Below are 23,908 nucleotides of genomic sequence, written 5' to 3' on the forward strand. Positions count from 1 at the left end.
GCCGCCTCATCCGGGGCGGAGGATGCCCCGCGCACCCGCTGCGGCAGAGGCTGGACCGCATGGCTGTGCACCGCTCGAACTCCACCGGCACCGACGAGTCCGTCCTCCCCCGGTTCACCCGGGCCGGGATGATGAACGTCCCCAAGGACCGGCTCCCCGAGGGAGCGATGCTCCCCCAGACCGCCCTGCAGATCGCGCGCGACGAGGCCGCCCTCGACGGCAACGCGCGCTTCAACCTCGCCACCTTCGTCACCACGTGGATGGACGAGGAGGCCGACCGGCTCTACTCGGAGACGGCCGACAAGAACATGATCGACAAGGACGAGTACCCGCAGACCGCCGCGATCGAGGAGCGGTGCGTGCGGATGCTCGGCGACCTGTGGCACGTGCCCGAGGCCGCGCAGAGCGTCGGCACGTCCACGACCGGCAGCTCCGAGGGCTGCATGCTCGGCGGGCTGGCCCTGAAGCGTCGCTGGCAGACGGCCCGCAGGTCCGCGGGCAAGTCCACCGACCGGCCCAACATCGTGATGGGCGGCAACGTCCAGGTGGTCTGGGAGAAGTTCGCCAACTACTGGGAGGTCGAGCCTCGCTACGTGCCGCTCGAGGGGGACGTCTTCCACCTCACCGCCGACCGCCTGCTCGACTACGTCGACGAGAACACGATCGGCGTGGTGGCCGTGCTCGGCTCCACCATGGACGGCACCTACGAGCCGGTCCAGGAGATCTGCCAGGCCCTCGACGACTACGAGGCCCGCACCGGCATCTCGGTCCCGGTGCACGTGGACGCCGCCTCGGGCGGCTTCATCGCTCCCTTCGTCCAGCCCGACCTGGTCTGGGACTTCCGGCTCGAACGCGTGGTGTCGATCCAGTCCTCCGGGCACAAGTTCGGCCTCGTCTACCCCGGCATCGGCTGGGTGCTCTGGCGCGACGCCGAGCACCTGCCCGAGGAGCTGGTCTTCCACGTGAACTACCTCGGCGGCGACATGCCGACGTTCGCCCTCAACTTCTCGCGCCCCGGCGCCCAGGTGCTCCTGCAGTACTTCCAGTTCCTGCGCCTCGGTCGCGAGGGCTACCGCGAGATCCAGCAGGCGTGCCAGGACGTCGCGGTCCACATCTCCGACGCCCTGCGCTCGATGCCCGAGTTCCACGTCATCGCCGACGGCACCGAGCTGCCGGTCGTCTGCTTCAGCATGGGTGAGGGCGTCACCAAGTACGACGTCTACGACGTCTCGCGCAAGCTCCGGGAGGCGGGCTGGCTGGTGCCCGCCTACACCATGCCGGCCAACCGCGAGGACCTCTCCGTCCTGCGCGTCGTGGTCCGCAACGGCTTCAGCCACGACATGGCCGACCTGTTCCTGCGCGACCTCCGCACGGCGGTCGACTGGCTCGACCACCTCGACGGCCCGATGCCGCGCGAGGAGCAGCCGGCCAACTTCCACCACTGACACCGGCGTCGTGGTCAAGGCGACCCGGCACACGCACGGCCACTCCGCGGGGCACACGCGGACGTGGTGGATCGGCGTCCTGTTCTCGATCGGGTCGGTCTGCTTCCTGGTCGGCCCCTTTCCCGGCTTCGTCGAGCTGGTCGGGTCGCACACCGACGGCATGGTCTTCTTCGTGGGCTCGATCTTCTTCACCACGGCGGCGGCACTGCAGCTGCTCGACGGCGTCGTCACCCACGAGGACCGGCTCGACCTCTGGGCGTCGATCGTCCAGCTCGGCGGGACGCTCTACTTCAACGTCAGCACCTGGCGGGCGCTCGACTCCGCGCTGGACGACCCCACCGCCTACGACAAGCTGGTCTGGGCCCCCGACGCGATCGGCTCGGTCCTGTTCCTCGTCTCCGGCCTGATGGCGTACGCCGCGACCAGCGGTGGCGTCTTCCGCAGATGGCCGCGCACCCGGCCCGGGGCCATCGCCGCCTGGAACCTGCTCGGCTGCGTGGCCTTCGGCATCTCGGCCATCGGCGCGTACCTCGTGCCGGACACCGGCGACGTCGTCGATCTCGCCGCCGCGAACGTCGGCACGTCGTTCGGCGCGCTGTGCTTCCTGGTCGGCGCGCTGCTGCTCCTCCCCCGCCAGCCGCAGGTCACAGCCTGACTCACACGACGGCGGACTCGTCCCCGTCGACTTCCACCTCGTCGTCGCCCGCGCCCGGCTGGCGGGTCGGGATGCCGCCCGAGAGGAACAGGGCCACCAGGGCGAGGACCGCCATCACCGCCAGGGCCGCCCGCAGCCCGTCGAGCCGCGCGGCCTCGTTCTCGTCGACGATCGCCGACTTCGCCGGCTCCTGCACCCCCGCGTCGTCGAGGGCTGCCTCGAGCTCGCTGTCGGAGACGAACGGCACGCCGGGGGCAAGCTCGACCTGGGCGCTGGACGAGAGTGAGTCGGGCACGTCGGCGTTGTCCTCGATCCCGGCGAGGAACGACGAGGTCAGCCCGGAGATCAGCACCGCCCCGGCCAGCGCGGTGCCGATCGAGGCGCCGAGGTTGGTCATCGTGTTCTGGAGGCCGCCGACCTCAGGTGCCTGCTCGTCGCGCACGGCCGACACCGTCACGGCGCCGAGCTGCGAGGCGAGAGCGCCGATGCCGAGCCCGGCGAGCAGCAGCGGCCAGGTCACGATCTCCGCGCCCACCCCGACCTCGAGCGAGGCCATCAACGACACGATGCCCGCGAACAGGCCGATGAAGCCGAGCCGGACCACCCGGCGCGGGTTCGCGTCGGGGAAGAACCGCGGGATGCCGATCGCCGCGAGGAGGAGCGTCAAGGACAGCGGCAGGATCCGCACCCCGGTCTCGACCGCGGACAGCCCGAGCGAGACCGACAGGAAGAGCGGCACCGTGAAGAACATGCCCGCCTGGAGCAGGAACTGGAAGAAGAACGACGTGAGCCCGCCCCGCAGGCGTGCGTTCTCCAGCAGGACCGGGTCGAGCAGTGCCGCCCGCCCCGTCTCGAGCCGGTGCCGCTCCCAGGCCAGGAACAGCCGGAGCACGACCCCGCCGGCGAGGACCAGCCACGTCACGGCCGACAGGCCGAGCCACTCGGGGGCGTCGGGCTTGGGCCTCACGAAGCCCCAGCTGCCTCCCTGCAGGATCCCGAAGACCACGAGGCCGAGCCCCAGCGCCGACAGCGCCGTGCCGACCAGGTCGAGGTGGGTGTCGGGGTCGGGCTCGGCACCCTGCATCCGGCGGGTGAGGGCCAGGATCCCGAAGACGATCAGTACCTCGCCGGCGAAGACCCAGCGCCACGAGGCGTACGTCGTCAGCAGGCCGCCGATGAGAGGGCCGACGGCGACCGCCACGGCCCCGGCAGCCGCGACCAAGCCGTAGGCGCGGGGGCGACCCTCCGCGGCGAAGTTGGAGGCCACGAGCGCGACGACCGCCGGCATGATCAGCGCAGCTCCGATGCCCTCGAGGAACGACCAGCCGATGATCATCACGGTGAGGTTGGGCGAGAGGGCCGTGGTGAGCGACCCGGCCCCGTAGATCACGCAACCGATCGCGAAGGCCCGCTTGCTGCTGATGATCTGGCCGATCTTGCCGCCGGTGATCATCATGGTCGCCATCACGAGGGTGTACAGCGTGATCGCGGTCTGGATGCCGGTCACCGTGGTGCCGAGGTCGGAGGCCACCGTGGCGATCGACACGTTCATGACCGAGCTGTCGAGCGTCATCAGGAACTGCGCCGACGCCAGCGTGAGGAGGACGGCACCGGCGGCCGACGTACCGGCGGCGGTGGACGGAGCAGTGGTGCCCTCGGCGCTCATGCCGGACATTCTCGCCCCATCCGCCCCCGGGCGCGGCTCATCCCGCGCGGACGACCGCGAACGTCGGGCGCTGCGGCCGGCTCAGCCGGCGGCCCCGTGGGCGAGGTTCTCCCGGGCGTGGTGGGCGTGGATGGCCTGCGCGTCCTCGTGCGAGGTCGGGGCGAGGTCGAAGGTCACCCAGTGCACGTCGCCGGTGAAGGCGTACGGCGCGCGGTCCTCGTACTCGAGGTCGACGACGAGCCCGTTGTCGCGCCCGATGTCCATGCCCGAGTAGCTGGTGAACGCGATCGGCACCGTGTGCGGCATCGGCCCCTCGGCCACCTGCTCGTCGTTGACGAAGAGGGTGACCGTGCCACCCGTCCCGGGCTTGACCTCGTCGGCCTCGAACAACATGCGCACCGTGACGTCGCCGGCCGGCAGCGGGCCGGTGGCCTGGTGCCGGTAGGTCTCCACGCCGAGGAAGGAGTAGGTGTGGGTGAGCCGGCCCTCGTGGTCGACCCAGAGGGCGAACCCGCCGATGAAGTCGGCGTGCGCGACCAGCACGCCCTCGACCCCGCCCTCGGGCACCGTCAGCTCGGCCTCGATCGCGTAGGAGCGGCCGTAGATCCGCGGGATCATGCCGCGCTGCACGTTCTGCACGTCGCCGGCGAAGCGGAACCTGGTCTGGGTCGGGAGCGGCGGCAGGATCCCGTACATCACCGAGAGCCCGCCCATGAGCGGCAGCACCCGGTTGCGCTCGGCCTCCTGCCACCAGAGGTCCTGGAGCTCCTTGACCTTGCCCGGGTGGTCGGCAGCCACGTCGTGGGCCTGCGAGAAGTCGCTCGGCAGGTGGTAGAGCTCCCACCCGACGTCCCGGTCGGGGTCCCAGTCGGCGTCGGGCCCGAACTGCGCGATCGTCTCCTGGCTGAAGTCCCACGGGATGCGGTCGGGCCGCGAGGCGGCCCACCAGCCGTCGGAGTACATGGCCCGGCTGCCGAACATCTCGAAGTACTGCGTGGTGTGCTCCTCCGCCGCCGTCGGGTCGTCGAAGGTGTAGAAGAAGCTGGTGCCGTCCATCGGCTCCTGCTCGATCCCGTCGACGGAGCCCGGCTCGGGGATGCCCGCCGCCTCCAGCACGGTCGGCGCCAGGTCGATCACGTGCGTGAACTGGGAGCGCATCGGCTGGCCGGACACGAGCCGGCGGGGCCAGGCCACGACCATCGGGTCGAGCGTCCCCCCGAGGTGGCTGGCGCTCTGCTTGCCCCACTGGAACGGGGTGTTGCTGGCGTGCGCCCACGCCGCCGCGACGTGCGGCGCCGTGTGCACTCCGCCGAGCGCGTCGATGCCGCCGTACTGCTCGATCAGCTCCATCTGGTGCTCGGGGTCGAGCACCAGGCCGTTGAGGAACGTGAGCTCGTTGAAGGAGCCGGTGGTCGTCCCCTCCATGCTGGCCCCGTTGTCGCCCCAGATGTAGAAGACCAGGGTGTTGTCGAGGTCGCCCATCTCCTCCAGCGAGTCGAGCAGGCGTCCGACGTTCCAGTCGGCGTTCTCCTGGAAGCCGCAGTAGACCTCCATCTGCCGCGCGTAGAGCTTGCGGGCGGTCTCGTCGAGGCTGTCCCAGGCCGGGAACAGGTCGGGGCGCGCGGTGAGCTCGGTGTCCGGCGGGACGATGCCGAGCTCCTTCTGCCGGGCCAGCGTGCGCTCGCGCAGCGCGTCCCAGCCGTCGTCGAACTGCCCGGCGTACCTGTCGGCCCACTCCTTGGCCACGTGGTGCGGGGCGTGCGCACAGCCGGTCGAGTAGTACATCATCCAGGGCTTCTGGGCGTCCTGCGCGCGCACGGCGTGCAGCCACTCGACGGCCTTGTCGGTGATGTCGTCCGGGAAGTAGTACTGCTCGCCGTCCTTGCCCTCGGGCACGCCGATCGTCGAGTTGTCGAGGGTCACGATCGGGTCGTACTGCCCCGCGGCTCCCGACAGGAAGCCCCACCAGTGGTCGAACCCCCAGCCGGTCGGCCAGTGGTCGAAGGGGCCCGCGGCACCCTGCACGTTGTCGGGCGTGAGGTGCCACTTGCCGAAGCCGCCGGTGACGTAGCCGTTCTCGCTGAGGATCCGCGGCAGTCCGGCGCAGCTGCGGGGCTTGGCGGCGGTGTAGCCCGGGAAGGGTCCGGGGTACTCCGCGATCGAGCCGAAACCGATCCGGTGCTGGTTGCGACCGGTGAGCAGTGCGGCGCGGGTCGGCGAGCAGACGGCGGTCACGTGGAACCGGTTGTACGTCGCGCCCATCTGCTGCACGCGGGTCAGGTTCGGCGTGCGCACCGGCCCGCCGAAGGTGTCGGGTGCGCCGTAGCCGGCGTCGTCGATGAGGATCACCAGCACGTTCGGTGCACCCTCGGGCGCCTGCGGGCCGGGGATCATCGACCAGTCGGCCACCGAGTCCTTCAACGTGCGTCCGCTGGTGCCGCCGAAGGTCCGGTCGGGGATCGGGAGCACGCTGCGGTCGGGGGCGAACTTGCCCATCGCCTGCGCGAGGCCGGCGGTCAGGTCACGGACGCCGTCCGCGTCGAGCTCGACCACCGACTTCGCGGGCGACCCGGGCAGTGCCTCCTCCGCGGGCAGCCGCGAGGCCGACTCGATCACCGTGATCACCAGCGCGGTGCCCGCCTTGAGGGCGTCGCCGATCTTGCTCTCGAGCCCGCTCTTGAGCTTGTGGTCCGCGAACTTCCCGACGATGCCTCCGGCCGCAGCACCGACGGCCACGGAGGCGAGCAGCGGCGGGTTGAAGAGCCCGACCACGAGGCCCACGCCGCCACCCCAGCCGGCGCCCTTGCGCCCGAGGCGGTCGCCGGTGTCGGTCAGGTGGACCTCGCCGAGGTCGTCCTTGCTGACGAGGACGGCGCCCTCGGCCCGGACCTCCCCGGCGCGGATCTTCCCGACCAGCCCGTCGAACTCCTGCTGCGCCAGCTCGTCGTCCTGGTAGGCCGCCACGAGCACCAAGGTCGTTCCGTCTGCCATCGTCTCCACGCCTCTTCCTCGTCGGGGTGACCCCGCGTCGAGCCTCACCGGGCCCGGCAGCGGCGTCATCCCCCGGGGCGGGTGACTCGCGTGCCGAAGCGCAGGGCGGGAGATCACCGGGGAACCGGCTCCAGGGCCCCAGCCACAGAGGTCTGGCGCCGGTGTTGTCGGCGTGATGTGGATGCCCCGGGCTCGGCAGCCGGGGGTCGGACCCGCCCGAACCGGTCTGGTGCTGGCGCACCAGGTGGTCTGGTCCGGTGGCGTGGGGTTCAGGCGTCGTGCTCGTCGGCGTCGAGGCGGAGCAGCTCCTCGAAGGTCAGCTCGAGGTCGGCCGCCGCGGCGGAGTCGCGCACCGACTCCGGTCGCTTCGCGCCGGGGATCGGGACGACCACTGGCGACTGAGCCAGCGACCACGCCAGCGCGACCTGCTGCGCGCTGATCCCCCGCTCCCCGGCCACCGCCGCGAACGCCGGGTGCTGCTCCGCGAGCTCCTTGGCGTCGGACAACCCGCCGAGCGGGCTCCAGGGCAGGAACGCCAGGCCCAGCTCGGCGCACAGGTCGATCTCCGGCCGGCTGCTGCGGAACTTCGGGGAGAACTGGTTCTGCACGCTCACCAGCGCGTCGCCGAGCACGTCGTGCGCCGCGCGGATCTGGTCGCGGTCGGCGTTGGAGAGGCCGATCATCCGCACCTTGCCCGACTCGTGGATGTCGGCGAGCGTGCCGATCACCTCGTCGTAGGGCACGTCGGGGTCGGGACGGTGGTGCTGCCACAGCGCGATCTGGTCGACGCCGAGGCGCTTGAGGCTGGCGTCGACGGCGTCCCACAGGTGCTCGGGCGTGCTGTCGGTGGCCCAGCCGCCGCCCTCGGTGCGCACGTGGCCGCCCTTGGTGGCCAGCAGCACGCGGTCGCGTACGCCCAGCTCGTCGAGCAGTCCGGCGACGAGGCGCTCGTTCTCGCCCTGGGCCGCGGCGCCGAGCTCGTCACCGGGACCGTAGGCGTCGGCAGTGTCGAAGAGCGTGACGCCGGCGTCGAGGGCCGCGCGCACGGTGTCGAGCAGCTGCTCACGTGGCTGCGTCCCGGTCTGGTCGAAGGTCATCAGGCCGAGCCCGATCGCACCCACCTCGGTGCGGCCGACCCTTCCGTTGCCGATCTCTCGTGTCCTCACCCCGGCACAGTGCCCCGTCGGGGGGCGCCGGAAACGCCCGGGCCCGCCACGACGGGCGGACCCGGGAGCTTGCTGGTCAGGCGTCCGGCGTCAGTTGGCCAGCGGGTGGGCGACGCCGTCCGTCGCCGCGGTCTGGCTGATGCCCATGGCCGCGAGGATGGTCGGCATCACGTCGGGCGTGCGGAACGAGTCGCCCGTCTTCAGCTTGTCCACGCCCGCTCCCCAGAAGACCATCGGCACGCGCTGCACCGACTCCTGGGCGCCGCCGTGGTCGCCGTACACGCCGTAGCTCGTCCGGTCGTGGAGCAGCCCGATCACGTCGGGACCGTCGTCGGCGGCCATGGTGTCGACGATCTCCTGGCCGTGGGCCCTCCACCACTGCTTCTCGGAGTTCGTCATGGCGTTGGTGCCCCGCAGCACGAAGCCGTCACCGGCCGCGTTCTTGAAGTAGGACGCGGTCACGCCCGGCATGTCGAGCATCTGGTCGGCCTTCTCCTTCATGGCCTGCGGCGAGCGGTCGAGCAGCCAGGCCTCGATCGCCGTGGACTGGTAGGAGAACTGCACGTTCCCGTCGGCGTTCAGGTCGGCGATCGCCGGGGACGGGCTGGAGTACGTCGAGTAGTCCGGGGCGACCGCGCTGCTGCCGGCGTCCCAGACCCCGAGGTCCGGCGGGGCGTAGTACCAGTTGCTGTTGCCGGCGCCCGAGGTCCGCTTGCCGTAGAAGTGCTCGCCGTACGTCGCGCCGTGGTCGGCGGTGAGCACGACCAGCGTGTGCCCGCCGTCCTCGGCGTCCTTCGCCTTGACCGCGTCGAGGATCTTGCCGAGCTGGACGTCGGCGTTCTCGGCGGCGCACTCCACGTGGGTCATGCCCTCCACCGTGGAGCAGTCCTGCGGACCGTTGTCGGCCTGGGCGCCCCACATGTGACCGTTCTTGTCGATCGCGCCCATCGTGATGAACATGCCCGACCAGTCCTCGTTCTCCATCATCGCGATGGCGGCGTCGGCGACCCAGGTGTCCCCGCCCAGGTGGTCGGGGTCGGTGCCGGCGACGTAGCGGTTGCCGTCGGTCGGGTACAACCAGGACGGGAACGCGGCCTTGGTGCCGTAGTCGGTGCCGGACGAGGAGCTGATGTAGAAGCGGCCGCACAAGCTGGGATCGTCCTCGTCGACCGCCAACAGGTAGTCCGGCACGTTCTTGCCGTCGGGCTGCCGGTACTGCCCGTAGGTCGTGGTGCCGGGGAGGGGCAGGTTGCGGCAGCCGGTCGGGTTCGTCGTCGCGTTGTAGGCCGACTTCCGGCCGGACATGTACACACCGATGTCGCCGCTCGCGCCGGTCGCGGTCGTCACGGCGTAGGGCTTCTGGCCGACGGTGATGAACTCCGTGTCCGGCCGCGCCTCGTGGAGGTAGTCGGCGAGCTTGGGGTAGTCGATGCCCTCGTTCTTCTCGATCGCCACGAAGTCGGCGAGGCTCAGGTCGCCGGTGATGTGCATGGCGTCGACGCCCTTGCCGAACACGTTGGCGTGGTCACGGTAGGCCTCGTCGGTCCACCCCATGTGCCGCGGCTCCAGGCCGGAGGTGATGACGTTGTGCGCCATCACGGTCTCCGACGCCATGTAGCCGAGGTAGGCGTTCTTGAAGTTGGTGCCGCTCCCCCGCAGCTTGCGGAAGTTCGGCATGTCGAACTGGTCCGCGTACTGCGGCAGCATCTGGTCGAAGAGCACGATCACGACGCGGTCGGCCGGGTCGGCCGGCGCCGGTGGCGGGCCGGCCGCCTCGGTGGTGGGTGCCGCCGCGACGAGGGCGGTGGCGGTCAGGGCTGCGGCGGCGGTCAGTGCGGCCAGGGCGCGGCGTCGGTACATGAGCTCTCCTTCGACGGCAGTGCGGTCCCGAGCCCCCCAACGGTCGCGACCCTGCTCCTGCGTTGCGCGTCGTGTCAACGGTTGCGTGTGACGCAACTCACGTCGTACCTCACGTGGGTGACGGCCGGCCGAAGCCGACGGCCCGGCGGACGGCGGGCGGCACGCGGTCCGCCAGCTCCGCGTCCGGAGCGGCGCCCAGGGCGTCGTTCACGGTGGAGAACGCCTGGCGCAGCGCGACGAAGAAGGTGAGGCCGAAGACCTGCTGGTCGGTATAGCCCAGGCGCCGCAGCTCCTCCACGTCGGCCCCGGTCGTGCCGTTGGGATCGCCCACGACCTGTCGCGCCCAGTGGGCGAGGGCCAGTCCGCGCTCGCCGAGGCGGCTGTCGTCCCCCCGGATCAGCCCTGCGGCGACGTCGTCCCCCACCGCTCTCGCCAGGTTGGCGCCCCACGCCAGCGAGCAGTAGGCGTCACCCATCGTCGAGGCGGTCGCCGTGGTGAGCAACGCCCGCTCCGCCTCACCGAGCCCGGCGAGTGTCGTGGCGAGGGACAGCGCGTGGGACAGGACCGCGAGCGCCTCGGGGCTCTGGGCCCAGACCCGGGTCAGGTTCGCGACGTAGCCCTGCCGCTCCTGCTCCTGGTCGTACAACTGGGCGACCGGCCCGGTCGGCTCGGGCTCCACGAGGAAGCCCGCGCGGTTGGCGGTGGTGGTCGTGCTGGTGGACATGGTGGTCTCCTCGACGGTCAGTGCCACCACCCTCGTGCCGTGCCCGCCCGCGGACATCGGGAGTCACGCCCCATTTCCGCGGCACGGCCCGGACGCAGTCGAGCGGCACCGCCCCTGGGGACGGTGCCGCTCGGCGGGGATCGCCTGACCGGTCGGCCGCTACTCCTCGGAGTCGGCGGCCTCGAGCGCCTCGGCCACCCGGCGGTGCGCCACCCAGATCGCCTCGGGGAGGCGGTCGAACTGCTTGAGGTGCACCTCGCGGTTGTCGAGCTCCTGGCGCCAGCGGTCGACGTCGATCGAGAGCAGCGTGTCGAGGTCCTCGGGCACGATCTCGAGCCCCTCGAGCTTCAGCTCCTCCTTGACCGGGACGACGCCGACCGGCGTCTCGCGGCCCTTGACCTGGCCCTCGTTGAGGGCGACGAGCCAGAGCAGGGCACGGAGGTTGTCGCGGTAGCCCGGCCACAGGAAGTGGCCGTCCTCCGGGTCGCGCTGGAACCAGTTGACGTGCGCGAAGATCGGCTTGGTCGTCGCGGCGCCGATGATGTCGAGCCAGTGCTGAGCGTAGTCGCCCTCGGGGTAGGACATGAAGGGCCGCATCGACATCGGGTCGTAGCGCAGCTGGCCGTCGAGACCGTCGGCGGCGAACGTCGCCTCGGCACCGAGCGTCAGCCCGTCGTACACGCCCTCGGGGACGTCGGTGATCGCACGGACCAGCGGCTCACGGTCGCTGGTGCGGCCGCCGAAGATGATCGCGTCGATCGGGACGCCCTGCGGGTCCTCGTAGTCCTTCGCCACGTTGGGCACGTTGGCGAGGTTGGTGGTGAAGCGGCTGTTGGGGTGGGCCCACGGGTCGGAGGCCTGGTCCGGCCCGCGCTCCGCGATCCGGTTGCCCTTCCAGTCGATCCAGCCGTCGAGGTCGGCCGGCGGGGTCTTGGTGCGCCCCTCCCACCAGACCTCGTGCGTCTTGTCGTTGTAGGCCACGTTGGTGAAGATCGTGCCGCTGCCGTCGCGGATCGAGTCGAGGGCGGTGGGGTTGGTCTTCTCGTTGGTGTCCTTGGCGACGCCGAACACGCCGTTCTCGGGGTTCATGCCGTAGATCCGGCCGTCGTCGCCGACCCAGAGCCAGGCGATGTCGTCTCCGTAGAACTCCACAACGTAGCGGTCGCCGAGGGCGTCGGGCGCGAGCGTCATCGCGAGGTTGGTCTTGCCCGAGGCGCTCGGGAAGCCGCCGCAGACGTTGTACTTGCGGCCGGTCTCACGGTCGGTGATACCGAGCAGCATGAACTGCTCGACGAGGAAGCCGTTCTTCCAGCCGTCGTAGCAGCCCTGGCGCAGCCCGTGGGCGATCTTGCCCAGCAGCGCGTTGCCGCCGTACGACGAGCCGAAGTGCAGGATGGTCCGCTCGTCGGCCACCGTCACGAAGTAGCGCTGGTCGTCGGGCGTGCCCTGGCCGAGGTTGGGCAGGTCGCCGGTGACGTGCACCGCGCGGACGAACGAGTCCTGGTCGGCGAGGTCGTTGACGTAGCTGACGTTGACGCGGGCCATCCGGATCATGTGCATGACCACGGTGCGGCTGTCGGTCAGCTCGACGCCCGCGGCGAACTTCTCCAGCGGGGAGCCGGGAGGCGCCATCAGGTAGGGGATCACGTACATCGTCTTGCCGGCCGAGGCGCCGCGCATCCGCTCCTCGAGCATCGGCTTCATCTCGGACGACGGACGCCAGTTGTTGTAGACACCCTTGTCGGAGGGGTCACTGGTCGCGACGATGGTGCGCTCCTCGGAGCGCGCCGTGTCCTTGAAGTAGCTGCGCGAGTAGTAGCAGCCGTCGCCCACCGGCAACAGCTCTCCGGCGTCGAGGGCCTCCTGCGCCAGCCGCGCGTCGTCGGAGGTGTTGACCACCTCGACCCGCTCGGCGCCGGTGATACCGGCCCAGCGGCGCACGAACTCACGTACTGATTCGTTGGTGAGACCTGCCTGGTCCAGCACCACGTCGACGTCCGGCATCAGTTCCTCCGCTCCTCGCCCGATGGCCAGCGAGTGCGTACCTGCTGACCCGCGGGCAGGCTATCGCAGGCGATCTGCGCCCCGACGGGGCCACAAGTCCCTAACCCGACGGGACGTATGGCGCCTTGCCGACGGGGCCTGCCGCCCGGGCTGCGGCCTCAGCAGGTGCCCTCGACGTCGTCGACGAGGGTGGTCACGTCGGTGAGCAGGGCCTGGACCGAGGTGCCGAGAGCACCCAGCGTCGTCGCGTTCGGCGTCTCCTTCGCCGCAGCGAAGTCAGACTCGACCGTGGACAGGTCGGTCGTCACCGCGTCCACCTCGTCCGAGAACTCCGCCGAGGCGTCCGCCTGCACCTGCTCGAGGTCCGTCTTCACCGTCTCGAGCGCCGTCTGTAGCTGGCTCACCCCGTCGGCGGACAGGTCGATGTCCTTGACGGCGGCGATGTCGGACTTGAGGTCGTCGACCGACGAGCACACCGCAGGCGTGTCGCTGCCGCCGCACCCCGCGAGCACGGCGCTCAGCAGGAGCAGCACGACCGCGGGCCCTGCGGACCTCTTCCACTTGTCGCTTCGCATGGCGGGACTCCCTGTCCTCGGGTGCAGCACGGGTACCGGACCCCGTCGCGCGACGGGACCCACCCGCGAGACTCCCGTGGTCAGGTGCCGGCGGGCAGGGTCGCACGGTCCCCGCCGCGGGGGACGAAGGTCACCCGCAGCGCGGCCGGGTCAGGCCAGCCCGTGGCTCACGGCGTACGCCGCGGCAGCGGCGCGCGAGCCCAGGTCGAGGGAGGTGTACGTGTTGGCGAGGTGGCGGTGCACGGTGTGCTCGCTCACCTGGAGCTCCGCGGCGATCTCGGCGTTGCTCAGCCCCCGGGCGACGAGCCGGAGCACCTCCCCCTGACGTCCGGTGAGCCTCTCGCCGTCGGTGCGCTGGGCCCGGGGGCCGCGCAGCCGGGCCAGCACGGCGGCCGCCACCTGCTCGCGCTCCTGCGCCGCCGCGTCGTCGCCGGCGCCACGCAGGGCCGCTGCGAGCCGGAGTCGCGACTGTGCCTCGTCGTGGGCGAGCCCCGCCTCGTGGAACCCCCGGACCGCGTCCTGCCAGTGCTCGACGACGTCGCCGTCCCCCGTCACCGCCACGGGGCGGTCTAGCGCTCCCCCCGCCGCTACCCGTACACCGCCCGCACACACGCCGGCGTCCGTGGTGAGCGGCCCGGGAGCGCGACACCGTGGACAGAAGTCGGACAGGTCGACGACAGGGCGCGACCTGACCCCGGTCCGACCCCCGTCCCATGCACGGCCAGCGCCGTGCCGACCGCCCCTCGGGGGCAGAGGAGAGTCATGGAGATCGTCGTCATCGGTGGCACCGGCTACCTGGGCTCGGCCATCAGCGCCGCGCTCGACAGCGCCGGGCACCACGTGGTCCGCACCGCCCGCGAGGCCGTCCCCGACACCGACCGGGGACCCGTGCACGCCGTCGACCTGGGCGACCCCACCAGCCTGCACGGCGTGGTCACGGCCGACGTCGACGCCGTCGTGCACGCCGGCGCACCGCTCGGCGACTGGTCGGCGGACGCCGACGCCGTCGCCCACCTGCTCGGCCGGCTGCGCGAGGACGCGGCGTTCGTCTACGTCAGCGGCGCCTGGGTGCTCGGCCCCTCGTCCACGCCGCTCGACGAGCAGGCCCCGGCGCGGCCGATCGCGATCGTGAAGGGCCGCGAGGAGGTCGAGGAGCTGGTCCTGGAGAGCCGCGGACGCGGCGTCGTCATCCGCCCCGGCATCGTGCACGGAGCCGGCGCCGGCATCCCGGCGCTGATGACGGCCTGGGCCGCGGAGAGCGGGCACGGACGCTACGTGGCGGCCGGCGGCGAGGTGCCGACCTGGGCGTCCGTGCACGTGGACGACCTGGCCGACCTGGCGGTCCTCGCCGTGGCCGGTGCCCGCGCCGGGGACGTCCTGCACGCGGTGGCCGAGGAGGCCGTGCCACTGCACGAGGTGGCCCAGGCCGCCGACCTCGCGGTCGGTGGCACCGGCGTGGCCCGGCCGTGGCCGCTGGACGAGGCCGCGGCCACGCTCGGCACCGACTTCGCCGGGGCGCTCGCCACCGGTCAGCACCTGGTCTCCCGCCGCGCGGCCGAGCTCGGGTGGGCACCGCACCGGCCCGGCCTGGTCAGCGACCTGCGGGACGGCTCGTACACGGCGCAGGCGGCCACCGGTGCGTGAGGTGGCCGACCCGGCCCGTGCGCGCTGGCGTACCGGCGAGGTCGGTATCGTCAGCGGGCTCCCGTGACGGACAGGAGGCGACGTGGACCCGACCGACGCCACTGCCCGGCTCGCCCACGGTGACGCGTGGCAGGCGCTGGGGCGGCTCCATGCCGCACGGGGCGGGGGCCGGGTGGCGCAGGTGCCCGGAGCGCTGCTGATGGCCAGCGGCCTGCCGTTGCCCCAGTACAACAACGTCGACGTCACCGACCCCGCCGCCGTCGACGTCACGGCGGTGGCGCGCTGGTACGACGAGCTCGGCGTGCCGTGGGGCGCCCGGGTCCCGGCCGGCGCCGACTGGCCCTGGGGTCGCCTGCTCTTCCACAAGCGGCTGATGGCGCTGCGGAGCGAGGACCTCGTGCGGCCGGCGCCCGACGACCGGATCGTGGTCGCGGCCGCCGGTCCCGACGACCTCGACACCGTGGTCCGCCTCGACGTCGCGGCCTTCGGCGACGCGGGCGAGGCCCAGCGGCGGTGGCTGGAGGCCCTGCTGGCGGGTGGCGACGTCACCGTGGCGCTCGCGTCGTGGGAGGGGGCCCCCGCCGGCACCGGCTACGCCGTCAGCACCGACGGCCTCGCCGGTCCCGCGGTGTACGTCGCCGGCATCGGCGTCGACCCCGCCTTCCGGCGACGCGGCATCGGCACCGCCCTCTCGGCTCACCTCGTGGAGCAGGCCGGGACGCACCGCCTCGCCCACCTGCACCCCGACACCGACGAGGCGGTCCGGGTCTACCGGCGCCTCGGCTTCGTCGAGGTCCCGGGCTTCGACGTCTACGTCGACCTGACCGCGCCGTAGCGAACTGCCTCGCCCCGCACTCCTGCCACGAGCCGCCGGCCCGGCGTTCACCTCAGTTGCCTGGACCACTGCGCGGCTCGGGGTGAGGCGCCGGGATCAGCCGGCTCAGCCGGCGCGGCCCTCGGCGATCGCCCGCTCGAGGGCGGCGATGGCGACGCGCTGCTGCTCGAGGAGCTCCTTGGCCTGCTGGAGCTGGAGCGCGACGGCGTCCTGCTCCGCGTCGGACGAGCCGGCCGACCGCTCGCGCCGCGGCTCGAGGAAGAAGTTGGCCAGGAAGCCGGTGAGCGTGCCGAAGATGCCCACGCCGACGACGATGATCAGCGTCCCGATCTGGCGGCCGAGCAGGGTCACGGGGTACTGGTCGCCGTAGCCGACCGTCGAGATCGTCACTACGGTGTACCAGATCGCGTCGCCCGCTGTCTCGATGTTGGCCCCCGGCGCGCCCATCTCGGCCTTGAGGATGGCCAGGCTGCCGAACTCGAGGACCAGGATGCCGACGAACAGCAGGGTCAGCAGCGCGCTGCCCGCGCGGTCGCGCAGGACGCTGCGCAGGATCGACGGACCGCCGGCCGCGCGCAGCAGCCGGATCACCCGCAGCAGGCGGAAGAGCCGGAGGACCTTGAGCTGGGGGAAGGGCAGGCTGGCCAGCAGGTCGGCCCACCCGAACCCGCGGAAGAAGTACCCGGTGCGCGACGGGGCGCGCTTCATCCGGGCCGCGAAGTCGGCGAGGAAGATCACGCTGAGCAGGGCGTCCAGCGCGTAGATGACGGTGGACAGGGAGGCGTCCCGGATGACCAGCAACAGAAGGATGTTCACCAGTGACAGCACCGACAGCGCGCCGATGAAGAGCTCGTAACCGGTGTTGCCGAGCTCCGGAGCTGAGGACTTGCTCGCGGACATCCTGGGTCTCCCTCGGGCGGATGGGCGTCAGTATGCCGACGCGCCGCGCGGCCGCCGTACCGGCACGCCGAAGTCATCCGTCACGGGTGGTTTGCGCGCACGCGCGCCTCCCTACGGTGACGACGACAGAGCAACCACCGCGGTCGGGAGCACATCGAGCCTGACTCGCTCCAACGGAACGGAAGAAGACTTCACATGTTCGACGACAACGGCTCGTTCCTGCTCGCCCTGTTCGAGTTCTTCCTCTTCTTCGCCTGGTTCATGTGCCTGTTCTGGGTCATCGGCGACATCTTCCGCAGCAAGGACATGGGCGGCGGCGGCAAGACGCTGTGGCTGCTGTTCGTGATCCTCATCCCGTGGCTCGGCATCCTGATCTACCTGATCGCGCGCGGAGGCGGCATGCAGGAGCGCCAGCTCGAGCAGGCCAAGGAGATGCAGGCCGCCCAGGCTGAGTACATCAAGTCGGTCGCCGCCCCTGCCGGCAGCACGGCCGCCGACCAGATCTCCTCGGCGAAGTCGCTGCTCGACTCCGGCGCCATCACCCAGGAGGAGTTCGACGCGCTGAAGGCCAAGGCACTCGCCTGACGCACCCCTCGACAGCAGGAGACCCGGCGAACCTCACGGTCGCCGGGTCTTCGGCGTCGACGGTGATCAGACCTTCCGGGGCACCTTGCCGGTCAGCGTGCACACGGCGCGCATGAACTTGTGGCCGGGGTCGGACGTGGCGCCGAACATCAACGGGCATCCACCGTCGATGACCGTGATGCCGTGGGAGCGTCCGTACTCGGTCGCCGCGTCGGACACGCTGCCGCCCCCGAAGGCGCGGTGCATCCACACGTGCTTGATGCCGAGCTCGGCGCACTCACGCATGGTGTCCTCCGCACGTGACGGCCTCGTGCCGATCACGACGGCGTCGACGCCACCCGGGACCGACTTCAGGTCGTGGTAGCAGGCGTCGCCCTCGACGGTGTCGGCGTTCGGGTTGACGGCGAACACGTCGTACCCTCGCTCCCGCAGCCGCTGGTAGACCACGTTGCTGCCGTGGTTGCCGGCTTCACGCGAGACGCCGGTGACCGCGATGCGCCCGTGCGCCAGGAACTCGGCTGCTGCTGCCTTGGTGGTGGGCATGGTTCCTCCCCTCAGGGCTCCGGACGCGGCCCGCAGACCGCCGAGGATCCGTCACCGGCGGCAGTGTGTTCCGCGGGCCCACGGAGCCCACGTCCCAGCGTGCCGGTCGCCCGGGGCAGCGGGCAGGGGCCAACGGCCGTGCCCCTTGGGACCAACGACCTTCCGCCCCAGAGCCGAAGCACGACCGGCATCGACAGACCCGGGCCGAGCAGAAGAGGCCACCTCCCCGTGGAAGTGGCCTCTGACCTGCGACTTCTTCGGTCGGGCTGACAGGATTTGAACCTGCGACCCCTTGACCCCCAGTCAAGTGCGCTACCAAGCTGCGCCACAGCCCGAACGGCCCCCGCAGGAGCCGCGTGAACACTACAACAGCGCGCCGGGTGCTGCGGAATCGGGTCAGCCGACCTGGCCGCTGTCGTCGGAGACCTTGAGGCCCCGGGTGTCGACGGCGACGAACTGCCGGGCCGGTACCTGCTTGAGCTGCTCGATCACGCGCGAGGGCCAGCGGCGGTTCTGCTCGCCCTGGAAGTACCACGGGCTGCCGTTGTCGGCGAGGACCAGGCCGTACGTCTTCATCGCGCGCACCACCTCGCGGGCAGCGCCGCCGAACGACGACGGTGGCTGCCACGAGGCCTTGAGCCGGAAGCGGGCGCCCATCGGCGGGTACTTCAGGCTGTTGCGCGAGCCGGCGTCGTGCCGGGCCGGCCAGACGTGGTGGCGCGAGGTCACGTCGGTGGTGAAGCGGATCGCATGGTCGACCTTGCGGTCGCGCACCTCGTTCCAGCGCAGCAGGCCGGGCAGGATCGGCAGGCCGGCGGCGTCCGCCGAGGTCCAGCCGTCGGGGCGCAACGCGTTGCTGGTCAGCCGCCAGACCGCGCCGGAGCCCGCCCGCCAGCGGCCGTCGCGCACGCGGGTGTTCCAGGTCTCGTAGAGCTTGCACCGCGACCTGTCGACGACGATCGCGTGCTTGTCGCCCGACGACCGGCGCCCGCCCTCGATCCGGGTGTCGCGACCCAGCGGGTAGCGCACCCGGTCGCTCTCGTCCGCGTAGTCGAAGCGGACCCTCACCTTCCGGTGCCCACCGCCGACGACCGTGATCGGGATGCCGTAGTTGGGGCCGTCGCCGTACGACGGGCCGAAGTCGGGGTGCAGGTCCACGCGGCGGTGCATGTGTGAGAGCCACTGGCGGCTGCGCGGGTGGCGCGGCAGGTCGCTCACGTCGGCGTGCCAGTAGTTGTCCGCGGGGAACTCCGAGCAGTGCGTGCCGGCGATCGGCTTGGCCGTCACGGCCGGGTCCGACGCACTCGCAGCAGGTCCGGGAGCGGGACCGGCCGCCACGGCCGATCCGGCGGCGAGCGCGGGCAGCAGGACGGCGAGCAGGGCGGGCTTCAGGCGCACCCGTCCACGCTAGCGGCGCGTGGCTGCCGATCAGCTGGAAACGCGCGCGCGGCTCGCCGTCCCGTTCACCGGCGGTCGCTAGAGTCCGAGCGAGTCGCGTGGGAGGCGGGCGAGGGACATGACCAGGGGAGCCGACCCGACGACGGTCCTCGCGCCCTTCGTGCCCCGCCTGCTCGGGGCGTGGCCGCCGACCGGGACCGACGAGCGGCACGTGCGGCTGCCGGGGTCCCTGGCCTTCCTCGACATCTCCGGGTTCACCCGCCTCACCGAGCGCCTGGCCAGGCGCGGGAAGGTGGGCGCCGAGGAGATGAGCGACGCGCTCAGCGCGACCTTCGCCGGCCTGCTCACCGCGGCCCGCGACGACGACGCGGACCTGGTGAAGTGGGGCGGCGACGCGGTGCTGCTCCTGTTCCGCGGCCCCGACCACGCCCTGCGCGCGGCCCGCTGCGCACACCGGATGCGGGCCACGCTGCGCCAGACGGCTCGCGACCGGGCGTCGACCCACACCCTGCGCATGTCCGTCGGTATCCACAGCGGCGACCTCGACCTCTTCCTCGTCGGCGACCCCGCGCTGCACCGTGAGCTCCTGGTCTGCGGACCGGCGGCCACGGTCGTGGCGCGGACCGAGTCGGCGGCGGCCACGGGTCAGATCGGACTGAGCGCGGCCACCGCGGCCCTGCTGCCGTCCCGGTTGCTCGGGGCTCCCCTGCTCGACGGTCGCACCCTCCGCTCCGCCCCGGTGCTCGCCGACCTGCAGCCCTCCCCCGCCGCGGCGTTCGACCCCAGCCCGCTGCTGCCCCGCCCGATCCGCGAGCACCTCCTGCAGGAGCAGCGCGAGCCCGAGCACCGGCTGATCACCGTCGCCTTCCTCCAGGTCTCCGGCGTCGACGCGCTGCTCGAGCACCAGGGCCCGCAGGTCGTGGCCGACGAGCTCGACGCGCTCGTCCGCACGGTCCAGCAGGCCTGCGCGGACACGGCCGTGACGTTCTTCGAGACCGACATCGCGCGCGACGGCTTCAAGGTCATGCTCACGGCCGGCGCTCCCCGCAGCAGCGGGCACGACGAGGAGCGGATGCTCCGGGTCGCACACCGCGTGCTCGCCGAGCCTCGGCGTCTCGAGGTGCGGATCGGCGTCAACCGGGGCCGGGTCTTCTCCGGCGACTTCGGACCGTCCTTCCGGCGGACCTACTCGGTCAAGGGCGACGCCGTGAACCTCGCTGCCCGGCTCGCCTCGGCTGCCCCGCCCGGCGAGGCCTGGGCCACCCCCGCCGTCGTGGAGCACGCCGACTCGGCCTTCGACACCCGCGACCTCCCGCCCCTCACCCTCAAGGGCAAGGCGGCTCCCGTGCGGGCGGTCGTCGTCGGGGCACCAGGCCACCGCCGCGTCCGGACCGGGCGCGACGTCCGCCTCACCGGTCGCGACGCCGAGGTGTCGCTGCTGCGCGGCGTGGTGGCCGACGTCCGCGCCGGCGAGCGGCGCGTGGTCGACCTCGTCGCCGACCCGGGCATGGGCCGGTCGCGGCTCGTCGCGGAGCTGCTCGCCTCGGTCGACGACCTGCCGGTGGTGCGGGCGCACGGCGACGAGTACGAGGGGTCGACGCCCTACTTCCCCTTCCGGCGGCTGCTGCGCGAGGCGCTCGGGCTCGAGCCAGCCTCCGGTGCCGACGAGGTGGCCGACAGAGTGGCGGCGCTGGCTGCCTCCGGTCCACCACGCCTGGCCCCCTGGCTGCCGCTGCTCGGGCTGCCGCTGGACGTGCCGCTCGCCCCCACCGCGGAGGTCGAGCAGCTCGACGGCCAGTTCCGCGCCGCCCGGCTCGAGTCGGTGGTCGTCGACGTCCTGCGGGAGTGTCTGCCGACCACAGCCGTGCTGGTGCTCGAGGACGCCCACCTCGTCGACGACGCCTCTGCCTCGCTGCTGCGCGCCCTGGTGGCCCACCCGCAGCCCCCGCCCTGGCTGGTGGTGGTCAGCCGCCAGGACGTGGCGGCGGGCTTCGTGCCGGAGGGCACCGACGTCACCGCCCTGAGGCTGCCGCCCTTCCCGGAGGAGGCCTCGCTCGCCTACCTGCACCAGGCGCTGGAGGACCTGCACCTGCCGCCACGCACGCTCGAGGCGCTGGCCCGGCGCAGCGGCGGCAACCCCCTGTTCCTCGACGCGCTGGCGGCGGAGGTACGACGGTCCGGGCCCGGCGCCGTGCTGCCCGAGTCGGTCGAGCGGCTGGTGGCCAGCCAGGTCGACCGGCTCGAGCCGGCGGACCGCGCCGTGCTCCGTACCGCGGCCGTGCTCGGCAACGTCGTCGACCGCGGCACCCTCGCGGGGCTGGTCGGTGACCGCCTCGCGGGCGACACCCTGACCCGCCTGGCCCCGTTCCTCGAGCAGCGCCCCGACGGCCACCTCCGCTTCCGCAACGCCCTCCTCCGCGACGTGGCCTACGAGGGTCTCCCCTACCGCCGGCGCCGGGCGCTCCACGAGCAGGTCGGGACGGCGCTGGAGGTCAGCGACCCCGAGGACGCCGAGGTGCTCTCGCTCCACTTCGCCCACGCAGGTCGGCACGACAAGGCGTGGCACTACTCCGTCGTCGCGGGCGACCGCGCCCTGGCCAAGTACGCCTACGGCGACGCCGTCGACTTCCTGCAGCGGGCGGCGGCGGCCGCCCCGCACTCCGACGCCGGGGACCGCGAGGTGGCCCGGGTGCTGGAGATGCTCGCCGACAGCCTGTTCCTGCTCGGACGGGCGGACGAGGCGACCTCCGCCTTCGCCCGTGCCCGCAGTCACCTGCACGACGAGCCGGTGCTGCTCGCCGGCATCGTGGAGAAGGAGGCCCGCATCGACCACCGGCGGCGGCGCTGGAGCCAGGCCATGCGGCGGCTCAGCCGCGGGCTCCACGCGCTCGACGGACTGCCGGGCGCGCGGGCCGCCGTCGCCCGCTCGCTGCTCTGCCGCCGCTACGCGTTCAGCCTGTTCAACCAGGGACGCGTCGACGAGGCGCTGACGTGGGCCGGGCGCGCGGCGGACGAGGCGGAGGCGTCCGGCGACCGCGACGCGCTGGCGCAGGCCCACGAGATGCTCAACGCGGTCCACGTGGGGTCCGGCCGGCCGGAGCCGGTTCCCTACGGTCGGCTGGCGCTCGCCGCCTACACCGAGCTGGGGAACCTGCCCCGGCAGGCCCACTGCCACAACAACCTCGGCCTCCAGGCGTTCGACCAGGGCCGCTGGGACGAGGCGCTGGCCGACTACGCGTGGGCGGTCGACGCCTTCCGGCGCATCGGTGACGCCGCCAACGAGAGCAACGCCCAGTTCAACCGGGCCGAGCTCCTGGTCCGCCAGGGTCGCGAGGCGGAGGCAGGACCGCTGCTGGGCGAGGTGCTGCGCGATGCACGGGCCGTCGAGGACGACGAGCTGGTGGCCCTGACCCTGCGCGAGCTCGGTCGGGTCGCAGCGGTCGAGGAGGGTGTCGACGTGGCGCGGCGGGTGCTCCGGGAGGCCCGCGCCGCCTTCGCGGACCTCGGCGAGGACGACGAGGTGGCCGCCACCGACCTCGCGCTCGCCGAGACGCTGCTGGCCGCCGGGCTGGTCGAGGAGGCAGCCGGGCTGCTGGCCGGCGCCGACCCGACCACCCCGACGGCGCTGCGGCTGCGGGCGGTCGTGGCGCTGGCCGGGACGAGGTACGACGAAGCCCGTGCCCTCGTGGGGAGCGGGCTCGACGGCGCCCGCGTCGGGGGCGACCGCTACGAGGAGGGGCTGCTGCTCGCGACGCTGGCGGACGTGCACGCCGCGGCCGACCCGGGAACTGCGGCCGTGACGGAGGCCTCCGCGCAGGCTGCGGCCGTGCTCGAGCCGATGGGTGTGGTGCTCAGCCGACGCTCACGCGTCCGTCGCGGGTGAAGAGGAAGTAGAGGTACGTGTCGCTGGCGTTGTCGCGCTTGCTCTGCACGTAGTCGACGCACACCTCCTGCGTCGCACCGATGGTGTTCTTCGCCGGGCACGGCGGCACCGGTTGCAGGGCGTCGTTGCCCGCCAGCGAGTAGTTGAGCGTCTGCTTCTGGATGGAGCCCTGGCCGCACAGGACCTTGTCGCAGGCCATCACCAGGGCGGCGGGCGCGGTCTTCGAGTAGAGGTCCTGCGTCACCGTGCCGGCCGGGGTGCTGACCTCCTCGTCGAGGTCGGCCAGCAGCTGCACCACCGATCCGTCACTGCTGCCGCACCGGGCGTACACCGTGTCGCAGGCGCCGACCGAGAGCAGGACGTTGTCGCTGACCGCGCCCAGCGGCAGCTGGGCGCGCCCGCACACCGGGTTGGCCCGGGTCGGGGCGGTGCACTTCCCGTCGTCGCCGCCGATCCCGGCGGTCAGGGCCGTGCCGCGTGTGCTCGGCACGTAACGGAGGTCCTCGACGACGTCGAACCGCTGGGCGGCACTGGCAGTGCCAGCGGCGACGTCGTTCGCACCCTGGCCGCGCGCCACGTCGTCCACGGTCAGCCGCACCTGGTTCACCGGCGTGGTCATCGTCGCCCTGACCTGCGCCGAGGTGGCTCCCGCCGTCGCGACGCCGGCGAGGACCACCACGGCACCCTGGGGGCTGGTGACGGTGAGGGCGGTGTCCTTGGTGAACGCGGCCGGCTCGGTGCCCGCCCAGAAGCTGACGGTGACCGTGAAGACCTGCTCGGGCGCCGGCGTGACGCCCGGGGTCGATGCCTCGACGAGGGTGGTCGGCACCGCGGCCGTCGGCGTACCGCCGGGGGCCGGGCTGCCGGTGATCAGGTCGACCTGGATCCGGTCGGGCTTCGGCGTGGCGGCCAGGGCGTCGTCGGAACCGACGACGAGCAGGCTGGCCACGGCACAGAGAGCCGCTGCGAAGAGGGTCGACCCGCGTCTGGTGGACGACGGGAGTGAGCGCATGGAGCGTCCTCCGTGGTGTGGT

General features: G+C 72.4%; 18 protein-coding genes and 1 tRNA gene. 6 read left to right on the plus strand and 13 right to left on the minus strand.

Annotated elements, in window-relative coordinates; genetic code table 11:
- The first annotated feature begins 59 nt into the window (after positions 1-59).
- Together ACFPGP_RS10490 and ACFPGP_RS10495 are read left to right on the plus strand one after the other, a co-directional pair.
- Positions 60-1,445 (plus strand): glutamate decarboxylase, encoded by a 1,386-nt coding sequence (locus ACFPGP_RS10490; protein ID WP_378589858.1) that lies wholly within the window; start codon positions 60-62, stop codon positions 1,443-1,445.
- A 10-nt stretch (positions 1,446-1,455) separates the two neighbouring features.
- The gene (locus ACFPGP_RS10495; protein ID WP_378589859.1) at positions 1,456-2,100 is read left to right on the plus strand and encodes a hypothetical protein; all 645 of its coding nucleotides are present in this window, start codon (positions 1,456-1,458) and stop codon (positions 2,098-2,100) included.
- Between the two features lies 1 nt (position 2,101).
- On the opposite strand, the gene ACFPGP_RS10500 is transcribed toward ACFPGP_RS10495, so the two are convergent.
- The 8 genes from ACFPGP_RS10500 to ACFPGP_RS10535 all read right to left on the minus strand — a co-directional run bounded on the left by ACFPGP_RS10500 (position 2,102) and on the right by ACFPGP_RS10535 (position 13,647).
- Positions 2,102-3,766 (minus strand): MFS transporter, encoded by a 1,665-nt coding sequence (locus ACFPGP_RS10500; protein WP_378589860.1) that lies wholly within the window; start codon positions 3,764-3,766, stop codon positions 2,102-2,104.
- A gap of 81 nt (positions 3,767-3,847) precedes the next feature.
- Positions 3,848-6,757 (minus strand): arylsulfatase, encoded by a 2,910-nt coding sequence (locus ACFPGP_RS10505; RefSeq protein WP_378590125.1) that lies wholly within the window; start codon positions 6,755-6,757, stop codon positions 3,848-3,850.
- A gap of 269 nt (positions 6,758-7,026) precedes the next feature.
- Positions 7,027-7,923 (minus strand): aldo/keto reductase, encoded by an 897-nt coding sequence (locus ACFPGP_RS10510; protein ID WP_378589861.1) that lies wholly within the window; start codon positions 7,921-7,923, stop codon positions 7,027-7,029.
- Positions 7,924-8,013: 90 nt separating this feature from the next.
- Complete coding sequence (locus ACFPGP_RS10515; protein ID WP_378589863.1) at positions 8,014-9,783, minus strand: alkaline phosphatase family protein; 1,770 nt, start codon at positions 9,781-9,783, stop codon at positions 8,014-8,016.
- Between the two features lie 109 nt (positions 9,784-9,892).
- On the minus strand, positions 9,893-10,507 hold the full coding sequence (locus tag ACFPGP_RS10520; RefSeq protein WP_378589864.1) for a carboxymuconolactone decarboxylase family protein: 615 nt from the start codon (positions 10,505-10,507) through the stop codon (positions 9,893-9,895).
- Between the two features lie 159 nt (positions 10,508-10,666).
- The gene (locus ACFPGP_RS10525; protein ID WP_378589866.1) at positions 10,667-12,511 is read right to left on the minus strand and encodes a phosphoenolpyruvate carboxykinase (GTP); all 1,845 of its coding nucleotides are present in this window, start codon (positions 12,509-12,511) and stop codon (positions 10,667-10,669) included.
- 158 nt (positions 12,512-12,669) lie between these two features.
- Positions 12,670-13,086, minus strand: coding sequence for a hypothetical protein (locus ACFPGP_RS10530; protein WP_378589868.1), 417 nt, complete (start codon positions 13,084-13,086; stop codon positions 12,670-12,672).
- Positions 13,087-13,236: 150 nt separating this feature from the next.
- Positions 13,237-13,647 carry a response regulator transcription factor gene (locus ACFPGP_RS10535; protein WP_378589870.1) on the minus strand — a complete coding sequence of 137 codons (411 nt, stop codon included), beginning with the start codon at positions 13,645-13,647 and terminating at the stop codon, positions 13,237-13,239.
- Positions 13,648-13,848: 201 nt separating this feature from the next.
- On the opposite strand from ACFPGP_RS10535, the gene ACFPGP_RS10540 reads away from it, so the two are divergent.
- Positions 13,849-14,730, plus strand: a complete 882-nt coding sequence (locus ACFPGP_RS10540; protein ID WP_378589871.1) for a sugar nucleotide-binding protein — start codon at positions 13,849-13,851, stop codon at positions 14,728-14,730.
- Positions 14,731-14,812: 82 nt separating this feature from the next.
- The gene (locus ACFPGP_RS10545) at positions 14,813-15,565 is read left to right on the plus strand and encodes a GNAT family N-acetyltransferase (protein ID WP_378589872.1); all 753 of its coding nucleotides are present in this window, start codon (positions 14,813-14,815) and stop codon (positions 15,563-15,565) included.
- A gap of 105 nt (positions 15,566-15,670) precedes the next feature.
- On the opposite strand, the gene ACFPGP_RS10550 is transcribed toward ACFPGP_RS10545, so the two are convergent.
- Complete coding sequence (locus ACFPGP_RS10550) at positions 15,671-16,465, minus strand: potassium channel family protein (protein WP_378589873.1); 795 nt, start codon at positions 16,463-16,465, stop codon at positions 15,671-15,673.
- 195 nt (positions 16,466-16,660) lie between these two features.
- Here ACFPGP_RS10550 and ACFPGP_RS10555 point away from each other — a divergent pair, with 195 nt between their 5' ends.
- On the plus strand, positions 16,661-17,050 hold the full coding sequence (locus tag ACFPGP_RS10555) for an SHOCT domain-containing protein (protein WP_378589874.1): 390 nt from the start codon (positions 16,661-16,663) through the stop codon (positions 17,048-17,050).
- Positions 17,051-17,116: 66 nt separating this feature from the next.
- Here the strand turns inward: ACFPGP_RS10555 and ACFPGP_RS10560 are convergent, their stop codons facing one another.
- The 3 genes from ACFPGP_RS10560 to ACFPGP_RS23885 all read right to left on the minus strand — a co-directional run bounded on the left by ACFPGP_RS10560 (position 17,117) and on the right by ACFPGP_RS23885 (position 18,991).
- Complete coding sequence (locus ACFPGP_RS10560; RefSeq protein WP_378589876.1) at positions 17,117-17,593, minus strand: CoA-binding protein; 477 nt, start codon at positions 17,591-17,593, stop codon at positions 17,117-17,119.
- Positions 17,594-17,854: 261 nt separating this feature from the next.
- A tRNA-Pro gene (locus tag ACFPGP_RS10565) sits at positions 17,855-17,928 on the minus strand.
- Between the two features lie 61 nt (positions 17,929-17,989).
- Entirely contained in the window at positions 17,990-18,991 is a 1,002-nt protein-coding gene (locus ACFPGP_RS23885; protein ID WP_465263259.1) for a hypothetical protein, read from the minus strand.
- 118 nt (positions 18,992-19,109) lie between these two features.
- On the opposite strand from ACFPGP_RS23885, the gene ACFPGP_RS10570 reads away from it, so the two are divergent.
- A complete protein-coding gene (locus ACFPGP_RS10570) occupies positions 19,110-22,874 on the plus strand; it encodes an adenylate/guanylate cyclase domain-containing protein (RefSeq protein ID WP_378589878.1) in 3,765 nt (1,254 codons plus the stop codon).
- Here the strand turns inward: ACFPGP_RS10570 and ACFPGP_RS10575 are convergent.
- Positions 22,843-23,823: a hypothetical protein gene (locus tag ACFPGP_RS10575; protein ID WP_378589880.1), complete on the minus strand. Its 981-nt coding sequence runs from the start codon at positions 23,821-23,823 to the stop codon at positions 22,843-22,845. The genes ACFPGP_RS10570 and ACFPGP_RS10575 overlap by 32 nt on opposite strands.
- Between the last annotated feature and the right edge of the window lie 85 nt (positions 23,824-23,908).

Origin of the sequence: Nocardioides taihuensis, from assembly GCF_042657275.1 — a bacterium.
In the GTDB taxonomy this organism is placed as follows: domain Bacteria; phylum Actinomycetota; class Actinomycetes; order Propionibacteriales; family Nocardioidaceae; genus Nocardioides; species Nocardioides taihuensis.

What these genes read in the sequence shown, in the direction of transcription:
- ACFPGP_RS10505 (WP_378590125.1), bottom strand. Translation starts at nt 6,757, where the DNA reads ATGGCAGACGGAACGACCTTGGTGCTCGTGGCGGCCTACCAGGACGAC.
- ACFPGP_RS10515 (WP_378589863.1), bottom strand. Translation starts at nt 9,783, where the DNA reads ATGTACCGACGCCGCGCCCTGGCCGCACTGACCGCCGCCGCAGCCCTG.
- ACFPGP_RS10520 (WP_378589864.1), bottom strand. Translation starts at nt 10,507, where the DNA reads ATGTCCACCAGCACGACCACCACCGCCAACCGCGCGGGCTTCCTCGTG.
- ACFPGP_RS10550 (WP_378589873.1), bottom strand. Translation starts at nt 16,465, where the DNA reads ATGTCCGCGAGCAAGTCCTCAGCTCCGGAGCTCGGCAACACCGGTTAC.
- ACFPGP_RS10555 (WP_378589874.1), top strand. Translation starts at nt 16,661, where the DNA reads ATGTTCGACGACAACGGCTCGTTCCTGCTCGCCCTGTTCGAGTTCTTC.
- ACFPGP_RS10540 (WP_378589871.1), top strand. Translation starts at nt 13,849, where the DNA reads ATGGAGATCGTCGTCATCGGTGGCACCGGCTACCTGGGCTCGGCCATC.
- ACFPGP_RS10530 (WP_378589868.1), bottom strand. Translation starts at nt 13,086, where the DNA reads ATGCGAAGCGACAAGTGGAAGAGGTCCGCAGGGCCCGCGGTCGTGCTG.
- ACFPGP_RS10525 (WP_378589866.1), bottom strand. Translation starts at nt 12,511, where the DNA reads ATGCCGGACGTCGACGTGGTGCTGGACCAGGCAGGTCTCACCAACGAA.
- ACFPGP_RS10490 (WP_378589858.1), top strand. Translation starts at nt 60, where the DNA reads ATGGCTGTGCACCGCTCGAACTCCACCGGCACCGACGAGTCCGTCCTC.
- ACFPGP_RS10570 (WP_378589878.1), top strand. Translation starts at nt 19,110, where the DNA reads ATGACCAGGGGAGCCGACCCGACGACGGTCCTCGCGCCCTTCGTGCCC.
- ACFPGP_RS10560 (WP_378589876.1), bottom strand. Translation starts at nt 17,593, where the DNA reads ATGCCCACCACCAAGGCAGCAGCAGCCGAGTTCCTGGCGCACGGGCGC.
- ACFPGP_RS10500 (WP_378589860.1), bottom strand. Translation starts at nt 3,766, where the DNA reads ATGAGCGCCGAGGGCACCACTGCTCCGTCCACCGCCGCCGGTACGTCG.